General features: G+C 39.4%; 16 protein-coding genes and 1 pseudogene. 9 read left to right on the forward strand and 8 right to left on the reverse strand.

Annotated elements, in window-relative coordinates:
* Positions 1-131: 131 nt before the first annotated feature.
* Both AC0L13_RS02645 and AC0L13_RS02650 read right to left on the reverse strand, forming a co-directional pair.
* A complete protein-coding gene (locus AC0L13_RS02645) occupies positions 132-323 on the reverse strand; it encodes a hypothetical protein (protein ID WP_473643672.1) in 192 nt (63 codons plus the stop codon).
* A 12-nt stretch (positions 324-335) separates the two neighbouring features.
* Positions 336-1,220: a tyrosine-type recombinase/integrase gene (locus AC0L13_RS02650; RefSeq protein WP_473643674.1), complete on the reverse strand. Its 885-nt coding sequence runs from the start codon at positions 1,218-1,220 to the stop codon at positions 336-338.
* Between the two features lie 443 nt (positions 1,221-1,663).
* On the opposite strand from AC0L13_RS02650, the gene AC0L13_RS02655 reads away from it, so the two are divergent.
* The 4 genes from AC0L13_RS02655 (at position 1,664) to AC0L13_RS02670 (ending at position 10,756) form a co-directional block, all read left to right on the forward strand.
* A complete protein-coding gene (locus AC0L13_RS02655) occupies positions 1,664-3,457 on the forward strand; it encodes a bifunctional metallophosphatase/5'-nucleotidase (RefSeq protein ID WP_473643676.1) in 1,794 nt (597 codons plus the stop codon).
* A gap of 79 nt (positions 3,458-3,536) precedes the next feature.
* Positions 3,537-8,111 (forward strand): endonuclease, encoded by a 4,575-nt coding sequence (locus AC0L13_RS02660; protein ID WP_473643678.1) that lies wholly within the window; start codon positions 3,537-3,539, stop codon positions 8,109-8,111.
* Positions 8,112-8,347: 236 nt separating this feature from the next.
* Positions 8,348-9,070 (forward strand): hypothetical protein, encoded by a 723-nt coding sequence (locus AC0L13_RS02665; RefSeq protein ID WP_473643680.1) that lies wholly within the window; start codon positions 8,348-8,350, stop codon positions 9,068-9,070.
* Between the two features lie 660 nt (positions 9,071-9,730).
* Positions 9,731-10,756 carry a hypothetical protein gene (locus AC0L13_RS02670; RefSeq protein WP_473643682.1) on the forward strand — a complete coding sequence of 342 codons (1,026 nt, stop codon included), beginning with the start codon at positions 9,731-9,733 and terminating at the stop codon, positions 10,754-10,756.
* A 147-nt stretch (positions 10,757-10,903) separates the two neighbouring features.
* Here the strand turns inward: AC0L13_RS02670 and AC0L13_RS02675 are convergent, their stop codons facing one another.
* From AC0L13_RS02675 to AC0L13_RS02690, 4 genes are all read right to left on the reverse strand, one after another.
* Positions 10,904-11,053, reverse strand: a complete 150-nt coding sequence (locus tag AC0L13_RS02675; RefSeq protein WP_473646823.1) for a beta-eliminating lyase-related protein — start codon at positions 11,051-11,053, stop codon at positions 10,904-10,906.
* Positions 11,054-11,142: 89 nt separating this feature from the next.
* On the reverse strand, positions 11,143-11,514 hold the full coding sequence (locus AC0L13_RS02680) for a hypothetical protein (protein ID WP_473643684.1): 372 nt from the start codon (positions 11,512-11,514) through the stop codon (positions 11,143-11,145).
* A gap of 172 nt (positions 11,515-11,686) precedes the next feature.
* Positions 11,687-12,106 (reverse strand): competence protein ComK, encoded by a 420-nt coding sequence (locus AC0L13_RS02685; RefSeq protein WP_473643686.1) that lies wholly within the window; start codon positions 12,104-12,106, stop codon positions 11,687-11,689.
* Positions 12,036-12,197, reverse strand: a complete 162-nt coding sequence (locus AC0L13_RS02690; RefSeq protein WP_473647206.1) for a hypothetical protein — start codon at positions 12,195-12,197, stop codon at positions 12,036-12,038. The genes AC0L13_RS02685 and AC0L13_RS02690 overlap by 71 nt, the downstream gene beginning before the upstream one ends.
* A 244-nt stretch (positions 12,198-12,441) precedes the next feature.
* Here AC0L13_RS02690 and AC0L13_RS02695 point away from each other — a divergent pair, with 244 nt between their 5' ends.
* From AC0L13_RS02695 to AC0L13_RS02710, 4 genes are all read left to right on the forward strand, one after another.
* Complete coding sequence (locus AC0L13_RS02695) at positions 12,442-12,606, forward strand: hypothetical protein (protein WP_473643688.1); 165 nt, start codon at positions 12,442-12,444, stop codon at positions 12,604-12,606.
* Complete coding sequence (locus tag AC0L13_RS02700; protein ID WP_473643691.1) at positions 12,584-12,886, forward strand: sigma factor-like helix-turn-helix DNA-binding protein; 303 nt, start codon at positions 12,584-12,586, stop codon at positions 12,884-12,886. The genes AC0L13_RS02695 and AC0L13_RS02700 overlap by 23 nt, the downstream gene beginning before the upstream one ends.
* 419 nt (positions 12,887-13,305) lie before the next feature.
* Positions 13,306-13,896, forward strand: a complete 591-nt coding sequence (locus tag AC0L13_RS02705; protein ID WP_473643693.1) for a restriction endonuclease — start codon at positions 13,306-13,308, stop codon at positions 13,894-13,896.
* The gene (locus tag AC0L13_RS02710) at positions 13,865-14,227 is read left to right on the forward strand and encodes a hypothetical protein (protein ID WP_473643695.1); all 363 of its coding nucleotides are present in this window, start codon (positions 13,865-13,867) and stop codon (positions 14,225-14,227) included. The genes AC0L13_RS02705 and AC0L13_RS02710 overlap by 32 nt, the downstream gene beginning before the upstream one ends.
* A 451-nt stretch (positions 14,228-14,678) precedes the next feature.
* Here AC0L13_RS02710 and AC0L13_RS02715 read toward each other — a convergent pair.
* Positions 14,679-15,188, reverse strand: a pseudogene (locus AC0L13_RS02715) (MepB family protein).
* Between the two features lie 596 nt (positions 15,189-15,784).
* Between AC0L13_RS02715 and AC0L13_RS02720 the strand changes: the two are divergent.
* The gene (locus AC0L13_RS02720; protein WP_473643697.1) at positions 15,785-18,070 is read left to right on the forward strand and encodes a S9 family peptidase; all 2,286 of its coding nucleotides are present in this window, start codon (positions 15,785-15,787) and stop codon (positions 18,068-18,070) included.
* A gap of 242 nt (positions 18,071-18,312) precedes the next feature.
* Here AC0L13_RS02720 and AC0L13_RS02725 read toward each other — a convergent pair whose 3' ends face one another.
* Positions 18,313-19,752, reverse strand: coding sequence for a DUF6612 family protein (locus AC0L13_RS02725; protein ID WP_473643699.1), 1,440 nt, complete (start codon positions 19,750-19,752; stop codon positions 18,313-18,315).
* Between the last annotated feature and the right edge of the window lie 16 nt (positions 19,753-19,768).

Here is a 19,768-nt window from a genome sequence, read left to right on the forward strand (position 1 = left end):
CCCTTTTCATTGGATATATTCAAAGATAAGCACACCTTTGTATTCAATGAAAAAAGAAAGAACCAACCTGAAGGCTAGTCCTTTCTTGTTATTAGTTCATAGTAAGGTGGAATTTAAGCCGATAGTGATCCTTAATTAGAAGAATTTTCTTCTGTACTTTCTGAAGTTACTGATTCCTTTTCAGAATCCTTGCCTGTCCATGTGCCGTCTCCAGTGATAGTTCCTTCAACAGTTGTTCCTACATCAATTGTAAGTGTTATTCCTGAAGCTACATCAATTTTAGTTCCATCTGATAATGTTACTGTGTGTACAGCCTTTAACATCATAAATAGCTTTCAAAATTCAATCAGACTGATTGCTTCTTTGAATTCATCCTGTTGTAGATGCAAGTATACTGATATCGTTCTTAGACTTGCATGACCGAGAAGTTTTTGAATGACTACAATATTTGTGTTTTGCTTAGTTAAATAACTTGCGAAAGAGTGTCGAAGGGCATGGCTGGTAATGTGTTTTTGAATACCGGATTTTTTTGCTGCATTCACTAAGGCTTGATTAACGTATTGGATGCTTACTGAACCGGTTCGTTTTAGTGCAAAAAAGTAAGGTGAGTGAGTTTTAGGCCGATATAGTTGAAGGTAATTAGTTAACTGAGTTATAAGATAGGAGCTCATAGGGATTGTACGATGCTTGCCGCATTTTCCATTTTTAATGTTGATTTGTTGTTCGCTGAAATTGACGTCCTCTATCCTTAACTTCCTACATTCACTGATACGGATGCCTGTATATGCCATTGTTAAAGCAAAATGGTAGAGGATAGGGTGATCGATAGCCTTGAGAATCTTCTCCATATCTTGTTTAGTAAGATATGTCATTTTTTTATCGTTGACCTTCATTCTTTCAATCTCTTCCATGGGATGATTACTTATAATCCTTTTTCGTTTCAAACATCTGAAAAACATTTCAAGTGTGTTCAATTTTCGATTGACAGTCGAAGGGCAACACTTTCTCTCTACGACCAGATAATGCATGAAGTCCTCAATATGTTGATCCGATATTTCATTGATAAAAATTTTGGTGTCCGTTGATTTTGCTAACCATTTTGTAAACTGACGACTATCAATTGTATAGCCTCGTATTGTTTCTTCACTTAATCCTCGTAAAGCTGTCCAAGTATCAAAAATTGCTAACGCATCCTCAATCGTAAGTGTTGTTTTTTCCATTACAATTTTTTCTCCCTTCTATTTTTCGCTTGATTTATAGCATGGGTGATTAATAGGACAAATAGACAGATTGATGGCTTGTGAAAAAGAGTAGATAAGCGAAAAACAAACAACTTTTATAGAGAATATGTCAATTAAACAATTTTTTTTGTTCCATTAAAATCCAATATTCTACAGTGTAAAGCAAAATTATAACTAAGCTTCATCCTATAAACTAATCTTCTTGTCTTTCAGAGTCGAATTATACATATAATTGACTGAAAAATCTGCTTTTAATGGCGCATCTACTGTTTTAAAATTAAGTTGGGGAAATAAGTTAGTAAATAAATACCGCTGATGACACGCCGTATGCGATGAAAGTCGCCTGTACGGTGTAGGCCCGTATCGAAAACTACCTATGCGTAGTATAAGTCGGGAATAGCAATAAGTTTAATTTAACAATCATGCATTTTAATGACACGCATGCTCATTTGGATAATGTTGCGAAGCGGGTCACAGCTGTGAAAGAAGTTCGACAATTAAAGCCTGATGCTTTGTTATTGGACGCAGGTGATGTATTTTCTGGAACACTTTATTTCAATGAATTCAAGGGACAAGCTGATCTTGAGTTCATGAACCTTATGAAAGTTGATGCTATGACTTTTGGTAACCATGAGTTTGATCTTGGTGGAACTCTGGAAGGTCATAAAGCCTTGGTTGACTTTATTAAAGTCGCACAATTCCCGTTTGTTTCGGCTAACGTTGACTTCTCCAAGGATGCAAAATTTACGGGTCTATTCAACACGAAGATTCCATCATCAGCAAAAGAAGGAAATATTTACACTGGCATCGTTAAAGAGATTAACGGCGAAAAAGTAGGTATTTTCGGCTTAACAACTGCAGATACGAAAGACATCTCTAATCCGGGAGCCATCACATTCTCAAACTACATTGATGAAGCAAAGAAGATGATAGCAGAGTTTGAGAAAATGGGAGTGAACAAAGTAATTGCTCTCACTCATATCGGATACGATGATAATCCTGCAATTGATAATGATTTGGAATTGGCTAAACAAGTTAATGGTATCGATATCATTGTCGGTGGGCACAGCCATACAACATTAACACAGCCTAAACTAATCGAAAAAGAGCAACCAACAGTAATTGTTCAAGCAGGTCAGTATGCAGATAATCTAGGAACTTTGGACGTTACATTCAACAAAGATGGTGTCGTTGTTGCTCATAATGGCAGCTTGATAAAAATAGCTGACAAGATTGAGGATCCAGCAGCGAAAGTAATTCTTGACAAGTATTCTAGTAAAATTAATGAAATTAAGAATGAAGAGATTGGTGCAACTACAGTAAAAGCATTAGAAAATCCAAGAGATAAAGAGAATAGCGTTCGAAGAAATGAAACGCCTCTTGGTAATGTTATTACTGATGGCATGTTAGAGAAGGCTAAAGAATTCGACGGAAATGTAATTATGGCGCTCCAAAATGGTGGGGGCATCCGTGCAAGTATTGATGTTGGGCCGATTACAGTTGGAGAAGTCATAACAGTACTTCCGTTTGGAAATACGTTGGCTTTGATGGAGCTTTCTGGTGCAGAATTAAAAGAGGCTTTTGAAACTAGTTTAAGAGACTATCCAGGTGAAAACGGTGGTTTTCTACACGTATCTGGTGCAAAAGTTGAATTCGATTCATCAAAACCAGTAGGACAACGTGTTGTTATCATCTCTTACAAAAATGCTGACGGAAGCTATACAGAAATTGAAGATGACAAAATGTATAAAATTGCAACTAACGCATTCACTGCTAAAGGCGGCGATGGATTTGATGTCTTCAAGAAAATCTATGAAGCTGGCCGTGTAATTGATTTAGGTCTATCTGATTGGGAGAATTTCAGGGATCATCTTATCAGCTTAGGTACAGTCGATCCACAAATTGAAGAAAGAATTGTTGACGTTGCTGGACAAGAGCCTGAACAAGAATTTCCAGGCGGGAACATTGACGAAGATAATTTCTCTGGAGCAGATAACGCTCCAAAAGTTTATAACGGTGATGTAACAGTTACTATTTCAGAAGTAGCTAAACTTGAGAATACTGTAATTAAAGGAAACTTGGTTTTGATTGGTGCTCCGACTGGAACTGTCTCTTTCTCGAACATCACTGTTGAAGGTGATTTGGATGTTTCGGGGCTTGATGGAAGTGATTTCGACTTCAGTAATATCGAAGTGGCTGGAGATACGATTCTTTAATTTAAATGCAAAGCCTTCTTTCGCTAAGAGATTGAAGGCTTTGCTTTTCTAAACAATTACAGAAAAAAGGGGACTTCTAATGTCGAAGAAAAAGAATTGGAACAAGCCGGTAAATGTTATGTTGTCGGCGGGACTTGTTGCAAGTGTAGTCGTACCAGTTTATCCGATTTTGGCTAGTGCTGAAACCGTGGAGTCTGATTTGATAATTTCCGAATATGTTGAGGGAAGTAGTAATAACAAAGCATTGGAATTGTACAATGGTACCGGTCAAACTCTTGACTTAAGTCAGTACACATTAGAACTGTATGCAAACGGGGCTAGTAGTCCAAATCAAACATACCGTTTGTCCGGAAGTTTAGAAAATGGCAAGACACTCGTTTTATATCACAATCAAGCTGATATCGATTTGAAAAGTATGGGTGATATGGCGAACTCAAACGTTACAAATTTCAATGGTGATGATGCAATAGTATTAAAAAGAGGTGGAAATGTAATTGATTCCTTCGGTCAAGTAGGCAAACGTGAAGACTTTGGGACAAATGTAACGCTAGTTCGAAAACCTTCAATTATAACTGGAGATTCTATTGCTGATGACGCATTCAATCGTGATGATGAATGGCTCACATTTGCACAAGACACATTCGAACACTTGGGCTCACACGAAATGGATGGGTCAACACCAGAAGAACCAGAAGATCCCGATCCAGAAGATCCAGATCCAGAAGACCCGGATCCAGAAAATCCAGATCCGGGTGAAGCAGTTGACATTTCAACAATCGCAGAAGCACGCAGCACGGCATTAGGACAAACCGTAACAATCAAAGGAATCGTCGCAGCGAACTTAAAAAATACGATTTCCGTCCAAGATGCGACTGGAGGAATCGCGGTACGTCCGACAAGCCTCAATACCAAAATAGGTGATGAGGTGACGTTGACGGGTACGTTGGCAGATTACCGTGGCTTGTTGCAACTTGATGGAGCAACGATCATTGAAAAGGCTGAAAATGCAGGTGCACCAGCTCCAAAAGTAGTTACTGGCTCCGAGATTGCGGAAATTAATGAGTCGCAATTGGTTACAGTTCGAAATGTAAATCTAACAACTGTTACAACAGGCAGCGGGTGGGCCAATTATTCTGCAACGGACGGCAATGAATTCCTTGTGCGTGATGAAACAGCTACACTAGGGCTCGAAGTGGGAACTACTTATGAAACAATCACTGGAATCGTGCAGCAATTCGATGCTGCTTATCAAGTGATTCCTCGTTCTGCAGTTGATATTGTAATGGATAGTACGATTATCCAACCGGTTGTAGCTAGCCCCGGAAGTGGAACGTTTATTGGTGAAACAACTGTCACATTATCGACTAGCACAATTGATGCGAAAATCCGTTACACATTGGATGAAGGTGATCCGATTGAAAACGGTTCGACATATGCGACGCCAATAAAGGTGACTGAAGATACGATAATTAAAGCAGTAGTTGAAAAGGACGGCAAATACAGTGATGTTGTAACCTTCACTTATGTAATTGCTGATAGCCTCCAAATTCATGATATTCAAGGTGAGAGACATACTTCACCATTTGAGAATCAAACTGTGGAAGGTATCGAAGGAATTGTCACGTACAAGTATGAGCTGAATGGCTCCACGTATTATCATATCCAAACACCAGACGATAAGCGTGACGGTAATCCGAATACTTCTGAAGCAATCGTTCTTTACAGCGGAAGAGATGCATGGAATCTTTCTGTCGGGAACCTAGTTTCTGTAACTGGCAAGGTTAGCGAATACGCAATCGATGGCTATGATGATCGTCAATCGACGGATTTGAAAACAACGCAAATCAATGTCCGTGATGATCAAGGCGGCAAAGTTAAGGTCCTTGAGAGCAATGTTCCGCTTCCAGCGCCATACATTGTCGATGAAAGCAAATTGCCTCAACATGAAATCGCGAGCCATAACTTGGCGGAATTTGATCCAACAAAATATGCGGCGGATTTCTGGGAAAGCCGTGAAGCAATGTATGTACAAGTAGGGAATGTGAAAGCTGTAGCACCTCAGGAGCACGGAGATTTAGTTACAGTATTTGAAAATACTGCAACAGAAACGATTCATGGTGGAATCCTGTTTACAGAAGGCGATAAAAACGCAGAGCGGGTACAATTCCGTTTAGAGCCGAATGGCCCGGCACGTGAATTCGAAGTAGCGACAGGAGATCGTTTCGAAGGACCGATTTCAGGTGTTGTCGGTTATTCATTCCAAAACTATAAGATTTACACTTCTTTGAGTGACATGCAAAAAGCACATTCAAAAGGAACGACAACTCCAGAGAAGACGACAATTGAAAAACAAGATGATAAGGTAACGATTGCTTCTTATAACTTGAAGAACTTCTCGAACAACACAAAGACGACTACAACAGACAAAGCGAAGAAACTAGCTAGAGCATTTGTTCAAGACATGGGGAACCCGGACATCATTGGTGTCACTGAAGTTCAAGATAATAATGGACCAGATGCAGGCGATTCAAAAGCAAATCAAAGTTATGAAAGGCTAATCCAATCAATCAAGGATGCGGGCGGCATAACGTACAAATACGTGAACATCGATCCAGTGAACAATGCCGATGGTGGACAACCTAACGCAAATATCCGCGTTGGTTTCCTTTATAATCCAGAACGTGTTACGTTGACGGAGGGGACGCCGGGGACATCAACTCAATCAGTTGGCTATCAAAATGGAAAACTGACATTGAATCCTGGTCGTATTGATCCGAATAACAGCGCGTTCAATAGCAGCCGTAAACCATTGGCAGCGCAATTTGAGTTCCAAGGAGAAAGCGTAATTGTCATTGCGAACCATTGGAATTCCAAAACAGGTGATACACCGTTATTCGGTCAGAAACAACCACCTGTTTACAGCAGTGAAGCACAACGTAAAGAGATTGCAAAAATCGTTTATAATTTTGTCGCAGATGTGAAAACGAAAAATCCGGATGCTAATATAGTATCTCTAGGTGATTTCAACGACTACCAATTCACAGAAGCATTGAAGATCCATGAAGGCGAACATATGACAAATATGATTAATTCAGTTGACCCGGCAGATCGATACACGTATATCTATCAAGGTAACTCTCAAGTATTAGACCATATTCTCGTATCGAATAATTTGGCGAAGCAAACGAAAATTGATATTCTTCATATCAATACTGATTTCACGGATATGGCAGGAAGAGCAAGTGACCATGATCCGGTCATGGTTCAAATTGACTTAACGAAAGGTGAAGTTGAAGCTCCAATCGAAGCTGAAAAAACATATAACTTCACAGGCTATAAAACGAACAAATTGGTTATTAACAAGCCGAGCGTAGCAGTAGCCATTGACGGCACTTCTGTCATCCCTGAAGGAGTCAAATTTACTGGAGCTTACGGTTTATTTACTGGAGAAGGCTTTGCGAAATTCGACATCACAATCAATCCAACAGAAGCAGGGGCGGTAATCGATTTCGCAGGCCATGACATCAAGAATTTGATTATTGATGGAACAAACGTGAAGGAAGTTAGAGGCGCTGAGAATATCGAAGACATCGAATTCATCAACGGTGCAGATCCTTCAAAAATTAAATTCACAAATTCGAAAGGGGAACCCATTGCGGTTCCTTCTTTTCCTGGAGAAAACCAAGCACCGAAAGTCATTAAACAAATTCAGAATTACAATGTAGCCGTCGGTGAAGTAATCACCGTAGCGCTGACTGAACACTTCTCTGATCCGGAAAATGATCCCCTTACCTTCACAGCTACAAAAGGCGAGGTAGAAGGCAGCGTACTTAAGCTTCAGCTGGAAAAAGGAACTCATATCGTAGGGGTTACTGCATCTGATGGAAACAAAAGCATAACAACTAGTTTCTCTGTGACAGTAGCAGCTGAAAATAATCCGACAGATGATTATTACAAGACAGCAATCGGAAAAGAAGGTCAAACACTAAAGGCGACTTTACATGAAATTATATCTGACCACAAGAAACTTTCTTATAGTCAGGTTTGGGACGCTTTGAAAGAAACTGACGAAGATCCGAACAATACAAATAACGTCATTCTATTCTATTCCGGCGAGTCAAGATCTAAAGCAAGGAATGGAGGCAATGTCGGAGATTGGAATCGTGAGCATGTTTGGGCCAAGTCACATGGGAATTTCGGTACATCGGTCGGTCCTGGAACGGATATCCACCATCTGCGCCCAACCGACGTCCAAGTGAATAGCTCAAGAGGGAACTTGGATTTCGATAATGGCGGTAGTGGTGTAAAGGGCTGTGATGGTTGCTTGAAGACTTCGAATTCTTGGGAGCCACCAGATCGTGTAAAAGGTGATGTCGCAAGAATGCTATTTTACATGGCAACACGCTATGAAGCTGGGGATAAAGTTGATTTGGAACTGAATGAAAAGCTCGGTAATGGAAGCAATCCATACCATGGAAAGCTTTCTGTCTTATTGCAATGGCATAAACAAGATCCTGTTGACGAATTTGAGCGCAATCGTAACGAAAAACTATTCAGTATCCAAGGCAACCGTAATCCATTTATCGACCATCCCGAGTGGGTAGAATCGATTTGGAAGCAGGGAGGCTTTGCCGCTTATTTGAAAGCTTCTTAATAAATACCTATGACCTTTACAATGATGTTCTGATCATAATGTAAAGGTCATTTTAATACGCATTATTTCTTATGTTATTCATCAAAAAACGCTTTCCTTTAAATGTAATTTGCTATATAATCTGTTTGGGGAAATAAGCAATAAAGTACTACTGATAGCACGCCGTGTGCGGTGAAAGCCGCCTGGACGGTGTAGGCCCGATACGAAAGCCTGAATAGGTATAAGGCGGGAATAGCATGTTTGCGACAGGAACAATTACAATCAGTAAGGTTCCTGATGAGTTGGCATATAGCGCATATTTTGCTGGTCAAGAATTAGGGTCCTCATTCGATTTAGACCTAGATAATGATGGGAATATCGATGAATTAATAATGATGTTTTCTGTGGATGGCAAAGATATAACTGTTAATACTGGTGATACTCAAGTTTCCATAAGAAATGTTAATGCGGTAACGAGGGAAGAATTAATTAATCTCCTAGTCGAAGATTTAGGAGACGATGTACAGCTACCTGCATTTGGTCCGAACCGTATATTTATCGCATCAAATAAATTAGGAGAGGGTTCATCCATTTCAGTAAAAGATGGGGGCACTTTGGCTTCAATAATAGGCTTCCATATTATTGCTGACAATGTACCTACGGGCAGAGATGGTGACACTGTTACCATCGGTTCTGTGGAATACGTCTTCGTTCATTTAAATGCAAATGCAATGCTTCTTCAGAATAGTACTAACCGTGTAAAGGTTGTAGCAGGAACAACAGTCGATGAGTCTGCTCAAAATTTGGCCAATGCTATTAACGGTCAAGTTTCATTGGATTACACGGCTTCAGCTAATGATGGGGTGGTAACGGTAACAGCAAAAACTGCTGGAACGTCTGGAAATGGAATTCAAATCTCTAAAAAGGATTCGGATAATGATCTCCTATTATCTGATGAGAGCTTAAAAGGCGGTCAGTAAATGACAGGTATTTGTCTACCAAACCATTTAGACACATGTCTTGTAATTGATGTGCTAGAGAAGAGCTTCTTGATTACTAAGTAAATAAATATAGAGAAGGGCCGACTATCTTTTGATAGTTGGCTTTTTTCTGTTGGGTAGCGCGGATACTTATGGATTAATACCGGTTTGTTTCAAGTTGATTAATTTAAGAAGTAAAATAAATTAACTGAATAAGTAATTTTCTAAAAATGATATATAGTATATAATTGGATTGTAGGAATAAGTAAAATGAATAGCTAATGGCATGTCACATGCGATAAATGTCGCCTGTGGTGTAGGCCTGATACGAAAACTGCTTACAGTGCAGTATAAGACAGAAATAGCTATGAATCAGCTAATATAGCATCAAAGACAGAATTAGAAGCAGCTATAGTAAAAAAGAATATTAACAAAGTGATTTTTACAAATATTTTACTGAAGGTCAACTGTTTTGTAATTAATCAGAAACTACAGATATTAACTAAAACGGCAATTTAGACATGAAATGGTTACCGGGATTCCCAAGTGTTATTGGAGTAAGAAGCAAGATTAGTATCGTAAAACTAATAAAACAAGTACTCAGATTTATTTTAGTGTTTAAAACATTGTATAGTTGAATGAAATATTTGAGGTGGTCTGATGAAAAAGATTTTAAGCGTACGAAGAGATGAAATGTCTGATTATGAGGTGAAGTTTCAAGGAAAAGCTTTACATCTGTTTGATTTAGACAGTTATTATCACAAACAAATTGAGGTGTTACACAACAATAAATTGGGTATGGAAATCGAAGTTCTTCCTTCAATCTACTATAAAAAAAAAGCAAGGATCCATCCTAAACAAAAAATGACACCAAATGATAAGTTTTTCTCTAAAATACAAAAAAGTATTTATAATCATTTCTATAATAAGCAGAGATATGAAATCACAATAACAGTGAAAAACATTCGAGATCACTTTAGCATAGACGAGATTAATCTTTCAGAAGATGGTTATTATCCCGAAAGTGAAATAAAAGTGAAGGAACCAACTTATTTAGATCCACAGGTATTACCATATCCAACTACACTAGGCGGCGGCCCTAATAGATGTGACATATGGAATCTATTCCGGAGCTTAGACATGGTGAATACATATTCAAAGATGTATGAAATATTGCCTGTGAGGAAAATGTTCGAGGTGACAGCTCTTCATCCCAGCATGCTTGAGATTTGTGAGAACTCTAAGCATTGTGGTCCGATTATTAAAAAAATGAAAGAAGGAAGTTATGTGATGGGATTTGGAGGGTTTCATGATGATATAGAAGCAGAAGTTGTAGATGAAACCAAATATCGCGTATCGGAAGGAAAGCATAGAACATGTATGGCCAAACGGTTTCATATTCCTGAGATACCAGTATTGTTAACATATTCTAAGACTGACAAAAGTGAATGGATGCATTATGCAATGAAGCCATTAGAAAATATAGATTTGATTGGAAGGGTTAGCTGTGAAAATATATTAACAGCTTGCTATGATCGTTTTGAAAAAATTGGGTTGACACGTGCACATGTGAGAGAATTAAATGAATCGATACCAGACACCGATTATATTTCATTTATTGAGCAAAAAGTCGGAAAGAGACTTTCAGACATTGTTATAAAGAAGGAGAAAACATTGTTTATGTAGGACAAGCAAAGCCTATAGTAATAGCTCATCTTTTTGTACCAATTAAAGTTGATATCGGCTTTTTGTTACTAACGGCAAAATTAACATTTTCCTAATTAGACGTGCTTTGTTGTCCGAAAGTATATGGCAAAAAGTAATGAGAAGTGGTCAGCTCAATCCCCCATCTTCTTTATATTCCGTTGCTTCTACACCGAGTTCTACTGAAGCATTGAAAATCCTGGCTCCATCCAGATACACAGGTAACTTGTAATGCTTCGCCACTTCTTGAATCTCTTTCACATTTTCACGGGTAACAATTTGTCCGAGATTTTAATTGTACGCATTCTCCAAGCAGGTCAAGGCTGTTTTAGCTCTTTGAATATCACCGGTGGAAATGGATGCTTCGACTAATTCCGAATTGAAATTTCCATCCGGCACTTGAATGGGCCTTTCTTGCACTTGTGCTGAGAATGCTGCACCTTTTTTGATTCCGTAGGAGACGCCGGGCGGATGTAGTGAACTTTTTCGATGATTTCTAGTTTGACGAGCTTGCGAATGGCACGACGGACAGTGATGTTAGATTTCCCAGTAGCGTCTTCGATCGTTCCATGCTTTAAATGAGCTGCACCGTATTTCACCGAATAGCGGCGGATGACGTCGAGCACTTGGCGATCCGATTTCGTCAAGTTGTCACAGTGAAGTGAAAGATGTTGTTCTACATCCGCGTCCATTTCAGCGATTGTGTTGAATTTTGAGTAGTTCTTTAGAAAATGTGTCATTTTGATTTCCCCCTTTATTCTCTATATAGATGGGTGGGATCAAAAGGGATACTTCTCGTTAAAGAATCTAGGAAGTAAATTCAGTAAACAAAAAACAACCACCTATTCCACGAAAGAATCGTGTGAATTGGTGGTTGTTTTCAATTATTTACTTGTTGCGTTGGAGACTTGATCATTCAAAACTTAAATTATCTGGGTTGGTATTCATTTTGAGAAAAAGAAATTCATGTATGTACTTACGCTTGGATTGTTGTGCTTGGCTAAGCAGCGTATGTGCACGCATGTTCTGTTGCTTAACGGTGTGTAGTGATATTGGGACAATGATATCTGTTCCATTCTGGAATGTAATTTTAGTTTTCTCTTTTGTTACCGATTCTGCCTCGAAAAAATGGCTGAAGATCCACATGCATTCTGGGTGTTTTGAACCCGTTGTCGGAAAAACGGCCACATCATCTGAAATCAGGAATGGCGGCTTTTGATGGAACTTCAGCAGTTTTAGGGCTGCCTCCTTGCGTCCATTCTTAGTCGTGATGACGCAAACACGCTTCCTCGAGCAGATCAACCGGACTTCTTTTTGAATAGTAGGTTCCATGCGTCGTAATAATCTCGGACAAGTACTCAGTGGAAAAGGCGGTTTTTAACGCCAATGCCCGATAATCAAGTAATAAACTATCATCTAACATACTAATCCTCTTTTACTATGATGCTGTTGCTATGTGTATAGATTACCATATATTTAGTAAAAATGTAGAGAAGATACTTATTTATCTCAAAATTAACTCAACTAATGACACGTATCACCTATTCAAATGTTAAGAATGGTGGGTCAAACATCATAAATCCTCATTGGTAGTATGTTTTTACTCCACCTATGATGTAAATACCCGGGAATAAACAGAATCGTGCACGATCGGAAAGGTCAACCAAGTGTTGAATTTTGAAGACGTGTTAGCGCAATATGAACCAATGATTTCTGCAAACATCCGCCAATTGAATATCTATCGTGAACATGAGCATTACAGGCAGACGGGAAGGGTAGCGTTATGGCAGGCGTGGACGAGGTTTGATGATGAAAAGGGAGAGTCGGTTTGAGCAGCGTTTCATGCCGACTGAAGATGATATGTTGACACTATGGATCGGGGGAGGTGATTCCGAAGAATTGGGATGGATTGATGGACTCCATTATGTAGTAGAGCAGCTTACAGAAGATGAGAGAAAGCTGATTCAATGGTTGTTTATTGACAGGTGCAGTCAAGCTGAGTGTGCGCAGAGAATTGGCATTAGCGTTGCAGGTGTTAAGAAGAGAAGGGACCGGTTGTTGAAGAAAATGCGAGGGATGATTGAGGGAGGGTGCTGTAGAACGGCAATATAAAACCAAGGTGAAATAAAAAAGCGGATACCGTTGAGTTATCTACTCTCTTGCTTCTTTAACAATTAAAGGAAATCTATTTTCCAGATAACACTTTACAGTTTACGCTATAGCTCCAAGGATATTTCTATTGAATATCAGTCGTCAGCTCTAATGACCATTTTCAATGGTCAACAAAACTGGCGGCTCTTTCATATTGTCCGTTAAAGATTAAGACATGAAATTTACTATAGCTACAATAGCGTCGACTAGACCATCTGGGTATCATCAGACGAATAAGAACGTCCATTTTCTATCTAATTAGTTGGCTGAATACTGAGTCTATTAACGTTGGAATTATAATGATATAATCTAATAGAACTAGTTTCTAAAAAAGTATAGGATCATACAATATGCCTTTAACAAGGAGGAGGGGGATTGTTTTGCGTAATCGCACAAAGAAAGAGCAAGCGTTGATTGATGAAGTCACAGGGATTGTGTTAATTGGAGCGGCACTGCTTGGTTGGTATGTGACAGATTCCCTAGGTGGTGCACTAATAGCAGTTGGAATTGCGGTTGTTTTAGTCATAGGGATTAGTGTCTTTCGATCCATGCGTTTGTCTAAGCGGTTGAAGCAATCTGGAATCGCTGATATCGATGAAATGACCGGCAGGCAATTTGAGGAGTATCTCGGAACGCTCTTTAACAGTCAAGGATACAATGTATCGTATACACCTGCATCTGGTGATTTCGGTGCGGATTTAATTCTGAAAAAAGGGAAAGAGGTAGTCGTGGTACAAGCGAAAAGGTATAAGAAGACAGTTGGCATCAAAGCGGTACAAGAGGTAATTCCGGCAAAAAGTATGTACAATGCCACCACTGCATGGGTGGTAACAAATAGCAATTATACAAAGCAAGCTTTAACATTGGCCAAGCGTAACGGTGTCCGTATGATTGACCGGGAACAGTTAATTCGATTGAGCATCGATATGAAAGCGGCCAATGAAAAACCTAAAAGTATACCAACTCGCTAAAAGTAGGATTGTCGCGAGGACAAGCAAGTATGAAAATAATTTAATGGGGGCAATAGTAAAAGTCATGCTAAAAACGTATATTATTTGGGGTAACAACGATCAAACACCCAATTTGATAACTAAGCTTAAAAACAGAGACGACGGTGTAATTGCAGTAATTGATCAGCGGGTGAAAGGTTTACGCAAGTTTGAGGACTATGTATTGACGACGGAGGAGTATGTTGAATCACTGCAAGGAACCGGTTTGCATCTTGTTCATTTCCAGTATGTGATGGATGAGCAGGAGTGGCTTGAGGTGGAGAATGAGAAGTTGTATAGTGGGTGGCACTAGACATACATGGACAAAAATGTTCCATGTATTCTGTTATATTGCAATGTAAACAATGTGAAACTACATATAGAATAATGTTTATAGCTAAGAAATGTGTTCATGGATTTATTGAATGATTTTTGTGCTGCTATTTACGAATAAAAAGCGCTGCCAAATAGTCGTCTACTATTGAAACAAATCCTACAATCTTTGATTGACTGGTTATGACATGCGTATCTGACATCGGAATATACTTTTCCTTCATCTCTTCAATTTGGGATTTCTAATAACTAGCATCAATAAAATCGTGTGCCTGCAATGAACCCTTATACCAAATGTCAACCAAAGTCCAATTTCTTTATGTTTATATGCTCTTATTAATATTCCTCTTTTTCCGATTAACCCGCACTTACACAAAATGACCCTATTCTGGAACAATGCTTCTTCAACAACTTCGCCTGTATGCATAGGATTAAAGCGAATACAGTTCTATTATTTTGTCTATAGGTAATTTACTCGGATCACTCATATCAACAAAATAAGGCATCTGCCATTTTTGGGTTTTCATCGCTTGCTTACTAGCCGGTTTATCCCAGCTAGAATAAACTCTTATTGCCATTTTTCCCTTTGTTGAACTGGACCTATAAATATTCTGTTTGAAAAGAATTTCTTTTGGAATAATAAATTGTCCAAACGCGCTATCATCTTTAAAAGTAGTGATAACTAATAAATCAGGTGCTTACTCATAAGTAAAGGGGTGGTTCTTATTATTTTCATCTTTTTCCCAAATTGCAACAAACTGCCCTGCTTTGGTGGGGGTTATTTTTGCAACCCTGAAACGAACTGTTCTCGAAGATAATCGAAATATACCAGCACCATACTTAGCATTTTGTTTTTCTTCTTGAACCGACTTTACAGTTAATCCATTTGGCTCGTAGATCATTTTATTTACATAATTTACTGCTGTATAAAAATCATTCATTATTCCACCCTCAAATTTCCAACGACTTGGCTCAATTCTTAATCACTATATAGTAGCTAGAATATGGATTCCCATATCTTTCGCAATAACTATAATACCCGTGCTTATTCATATACATCATTTTTTCGATATTTACATGAGTATCTATTCAATCAAAACAAAAATCAATTTAGTGAATTCAATAGGAAAAGTACATTTTAACACATACCTATAGAAAGACTTCACACGGTCATCTGAAAACCCTGAGAAACACAATACCTCTAAAACAGCTTGCCATGTAAATTTTGAACTTGATTAATCTCCTAATCGTTTGTTTTCGTCATCTATGCCTTTATGCGGCTTTTTAATGTCTTTATTAACATTTCCTATGAATGTGAGCTTTTACTTGGGCTTTTTGAATGCGGGAATTTGAAACTTTCCTTTTTGTATTCACAATTGGTTTTTGACGCAGCATATGACTGATACAAAATTTACAAATTAAATGAAACCATTCATCCTTTGTTTCGTAATAATTATTGAACTTTACCTACTTATTTGACACTTTAATTAATATTAGTGTACTATGTAGGTAATACAGTTAAAGGGGGATTTTACCTGTGAAAAAGCAAGCGTTACTGGCAGCAATGGCTTCAGCGCTTCTCATGTCCTATCCATTAGGTGCTCAAGCCAACGATTCAGTTCGGACCATTGATTGGGAAACTGTTCGTGTTGCCGAAAATGTAAAAGCGGAGGCACCCGTTTCCGCAGATGATTTCATCCAATCTGCATTGGATGTATTGACGTATCAACACGGATCGAAGGAAATGCGAGATGAAGTTGCTGAGCGTTGGACTGGAGATACGGAAGTAAGCTCCAAAAAGGACATTACGAAAGGCGATATTTCCAAATTGCTAATCCGGGCTCTTGGTATTGAGGAGAAGGAAGAGACGACTTCTGATTACTTGCAATCCGCGAAAATCCATGGACTGTTAAAAGTTTATAGTCAAGCGGATGAAACCGTTACAGCGGAAGAAATGACGAGCATCCTTGAGAACGCTAAACAATACAAGTTAAAGGGGAACGACAATAAAGGGGTAAGTGAAATTTCGGTGGAAGATTTCATGAAAAACCCTGGAGATTTCGGTTTTGAGATGTCACCTGATGGAGAGTATATTTCATATAGCTCTGAGTGGGAAAACCGCATGAATGTCTTTGTCAAAAAGATGGATGGTGACGAAGAGCCTGTTCGTGTGACAAGTTCTAAAGATCGGGATATTGCAGCATCGTTTTGGAAAGGCGACCACATTTTATATGTGAAAGATAACGGCGGTGATGAAAATTACCATATTTATTCTTCCAGCTTCAACGGCTATGAAGAACGTGACTTGACGCCATATGAAGGTGTTCGTGTCCAACTTATCAGCAATTTAACTGGCGTCGAAGATGAAATTCTCATCGGAATGAATAAAGAAGATCCGACTGTCTTTGATGTCTATCGACTCAATATTAAAACTGGGGAATTAGACCATGTAGCGAAAAACCCAGGCAACATTGCTGGATGGCTCGCGGATCATGATGGCAAGATCCGAATCGCGATTGAATCAGACGGGGTTGATAGCACGATTCTTTACCGTGAAACGGAAGAGGATGAATTTAAGCCATTTATCCAAACAGAAGCAGGAGATACAGTATCACCCATAGCTTTCTCGAAAGATAACAAATCCATTTATGCAGCATCGAATAAAGATCGCGATAAAGTTGAGTTAGTCGTATTCGACATGGAGGCAAATGAGAAAGTCCTTTATTCCAACCCACATGTTGATGTTACGGGCGCTTTGTATGACTCTACAAAGGATGCCTTTTTAGCGAGCGTTTACATGACAGATAAGCTTCACTATGTGTTTTTCGACGAAACATTTGAAACCATCTTCAATAATTTGAAGGACGAACTGAATGTAAGTGAAAGCGAATTGTCGGTTGTAGATTACAACAAAGAAATGACTACGTTTATTGTTGCTGTGTCGAGCGACAAAGAATATGGCACCTATTATTATTACGACGCGGAAACGGAAGAACTGACGAAATTGACTGAGTTGGCTTCATGGATCGATCGGGATTCGCTAGCCGAGATGCATCCGATTTCGTACACAAGCCGAGATGGTCTTACGATTCATGGCTATTTAACATTGCCTAAGAATAAAAAGCCAGAGCAATTGCCGTTAATCGTCAACCCGCATGGCGGTCCTTGGGCACGTGATATGTGGGGGTATAATCCGGAAGTGCAACTGCTTGCCAATCGTGGATATGCGGTTCTCCAAGTAAACTTCCGCTCTTCGACTGGATATGGTAAAGCATTCACGGATGCGGGCAATAAACAATGGGGCTTGAAAATCCAAGATGACATTACAGATGGCGTTCAATGGGCAATTGACCAAGGCATTGCAGATCCCGACCGGATCGGTATTTACGGGGCTTCCTTTGGAGGCTATGCTACACTAGCGGGCATTACGTTTACGCCTGATTTATATGCAGCAGCCGTAGACTATGTCGGTGTCTCGAACATATTTACATTACTCGATACAATCCCGCCATATTGGGAAACGATGAGAAATGATCTATACAAACGGGTCGGCCACCCAGAAGAGGATAAAGAATTACTTGAAGCAGTTTCTCCTGTCTTCCATGCCGACAAAATTAAAACACCTCTATTTGTCGCCCAAGGTGCAAACGACCCTCGCGTCAACAAGGCGGAATCCGATCAAATCGTGGAAGCCTTGCAAAAGAGGGGCATTGATGTCGAATATATGTTAAAAGAAAATGAAGGTCATGGATTCCAAAATGAAGAAAACCGCATTGAATTTTATAATGCGATGATAGAGTTTTTTGATAAGCATTTAAAATAATATGGAAGCCTCTTGTTTCAGCTAGAGACAAGGGGCTTTCTGTTCGCAACGCAACCTAACACGAACGCAGCGAAACGAAGTCCTGCCGCAACACAATGAAAACAGCCTCCAAAGCAATCAAGCCTTATCGCAACACAACGTAATCCAGGCGTTAAATCACTTGTACAATCCTAATGAAAAAGCCGTGTGCATATCCGCACACGGCTTTATGAAATAGGGGGGACAGAAACTGCCCGTCCGCCTTATTCTGCAGCTTCTTCTTTTGATTCTTCCGCAGTTGCTTCTGCATCTAAATCTAAAACAACAGCATTTTTAATGATTTCTTCTGGTACTTTGATTTCCTTCACTTCATTGAACTTGCTGAAAATACCGCTGATTAATTGATTGATTGTTACTGTTTCACCGGCAACTGTAATCGTCATAGAAGTTTTTCCATCAGTTGAAACTGGGAATAACGTTTTCTTATCGATTACTGTTACAACGAAAAATTCGTCGATTTTGATGGAAATAGCTTCAAGATCCGTTTCTGGTTCTTCAACAGCTTCTTCGTTCGACTCTTCTACTGTAGCTTCTTCTTCAGCAGTAGTAGCATCTTCTTCAGTAGCAGCCTCTTCGTCAGTAGTAGCCCCTTCTTCAGCAGCAGGCTCTTCTACTGCAGTAGCTTCGTCAGTAGTAGACTCTTCCTTCACAGCTTCTTCTTTTTCTTCAGTAGCTTCAGCTTCAGTAGCTTCTGTAGCCTCAGCGTCTGTGTTAATGATGTCGGTCGGAATCATGTCTGAGAATAAAGACATTGCCTCATCCATCATGCTTTGGAATTCTTCGTTCGTCATTGTTTGAGTGATGACATAAGCATCGTCATATTCGAAAATATGGATGCCTTTCATGAACTGCTTCGTAAGCTCCAATTGTGCAGCTGGATCAGCTTGCAACGCGGATGCTTCTAAAAGTCCAGCCGTTAATTCTTCAGGAAGCTTTGTCCAGTTCTCGCCCTCTTTTATGAAAAAGCCCTCTTCTGTGAAATAAGACTCAGCTGTGACTTCTTCTGACTTATCGTTCGCAGTCGTTTTCATTTTTTGAAGCATATGAAGTCCAATCGGATTGTTCGTGATGCTCATGTCGATATCCATAAGCATATCCATGGATAGTTCCTCAGTGTCCGAAACCATCGTTTGGTCGATTGACATCTTCGCAGCATAGCTGTTCGGATTCGCAGCAACCATTTTCTCTAGGAATGCATCTACGTCTTGTACACGATTCGTCGTAACATTAACGGTTTGTTGGTCTTCAGAAATAGTTACTTCAAAGCCTTCCAATTCGTTCAGAAATTCACCCGAAACATAGTTGCCATAGTTTTTCAATGTAAGCGGGAATAACGCATCAGTTGCTTCACCGTCTACAGTGATTTTCTCATCGGCAACACTGAACTCAACTGTCAAACGCGTATTCGTTACAGTTACTTTACCAGATGCATCCTTTGAAACTTGATATCCAGCTTCATTGAATAGATTCTCAACCGGAATCAATACATCCTCTTGCGACATAAATGGCTGTTCATATCCCTCTACTTCAACTCCATCGACTACAAGTTTCATAGAACCTGTTTGCGCCGATGCTGTCATGTTTGGCCAAGCGAATGAAAGAACAAACACAAACGCCAAAGCCCACATTGCTACTTTTCTCAACATTATAACCCCCGAA

Source organism: Sporosarcina sp. QA0331 (genome assembly GCF_055808055.1).

Excerpts from the sequence above, each read along its gene's own strand:
- AC0L13_RS02645 (WP_473643672.1), bottom strand. The coding sequence starts at position 323 with ATGTTAAAGGCTGTACACACAGTAACATTATCAGATGGAACTAAAATT.
- AC0L13_RS02650 (WP_473643674.1), bottom strand. The coding sequence starts at position 1,220 with ATGGAAAAAACAACACTTACGATTGAGGATGCGTTAGCAATTTTTGAT.
- AC0L13_RS02655 (WP_473643676.1), top strand. The coding sequence starts at position 1,664 with ATGCATTTTAATGACACGCATGCTCATTTGGATAATGTTGCGAAGCGG.
- AC0L13_RS02660 (WP_473643678.1), top strand. The coding sequence starts at position 3,537 with ATGTCGAAGAAAAAGAATTGGAACAAGCCGGTAAATGTTATGTTGTCG.
- AC0L13_RS02665 (WP_473643680.1), top strand. The coding sequence starts at position 8,348 with ATGTTTGCGACAGGAACAATTACAATCAGTAAGGTTCCTGATGAGTTG.
- AC0L13_RS02670 (WP_473643682.1), top strand. The coding sequence starts at position 9,731 with ATGAAAAAGATTTTAAGCGTACGAAGAGATGAAATGTCTGATTATGAG.
- AC0L13_RS02680 (WP_473643684.1), bottom strand. The coding sequence starts at position 11,514 with ATGACACATTTTCTAAAGAACTACTCAAAATTCAACACAATCGCTGAA.
- AC0L13_RS02685 (WP_473643686.1), bottom strand. The coding sequence starts at position 12,106 with ATGGAACCTACTATTCAAAAAGAAGTCCGGTTGATCTGCTCGAGGAAG.
- AC0L13_RS02690 (WP_473647206.1), bottom strand. The coding sequence starts at position 12,197 with ATGTTAGATGATAGTTTATTACTTGATTATCGGGCATTGGCGTTAAAA.
- AC0L13_RS02700 (WP_473643691.1), top strand. The coding sequence starts at position 12,584 with ATGAAAAGGGAGAGTCGGTTTGAGCAGCGTTTCATGCCGACTGAAGAT.
- AC0L13_RS02710 (WP_473643695.1), top strand. The coding sequence starts at position 13,865 with ATGAAAAACCTAAAAGTATACCAACTCGCTAAAAGTAGGATTGTCGCG.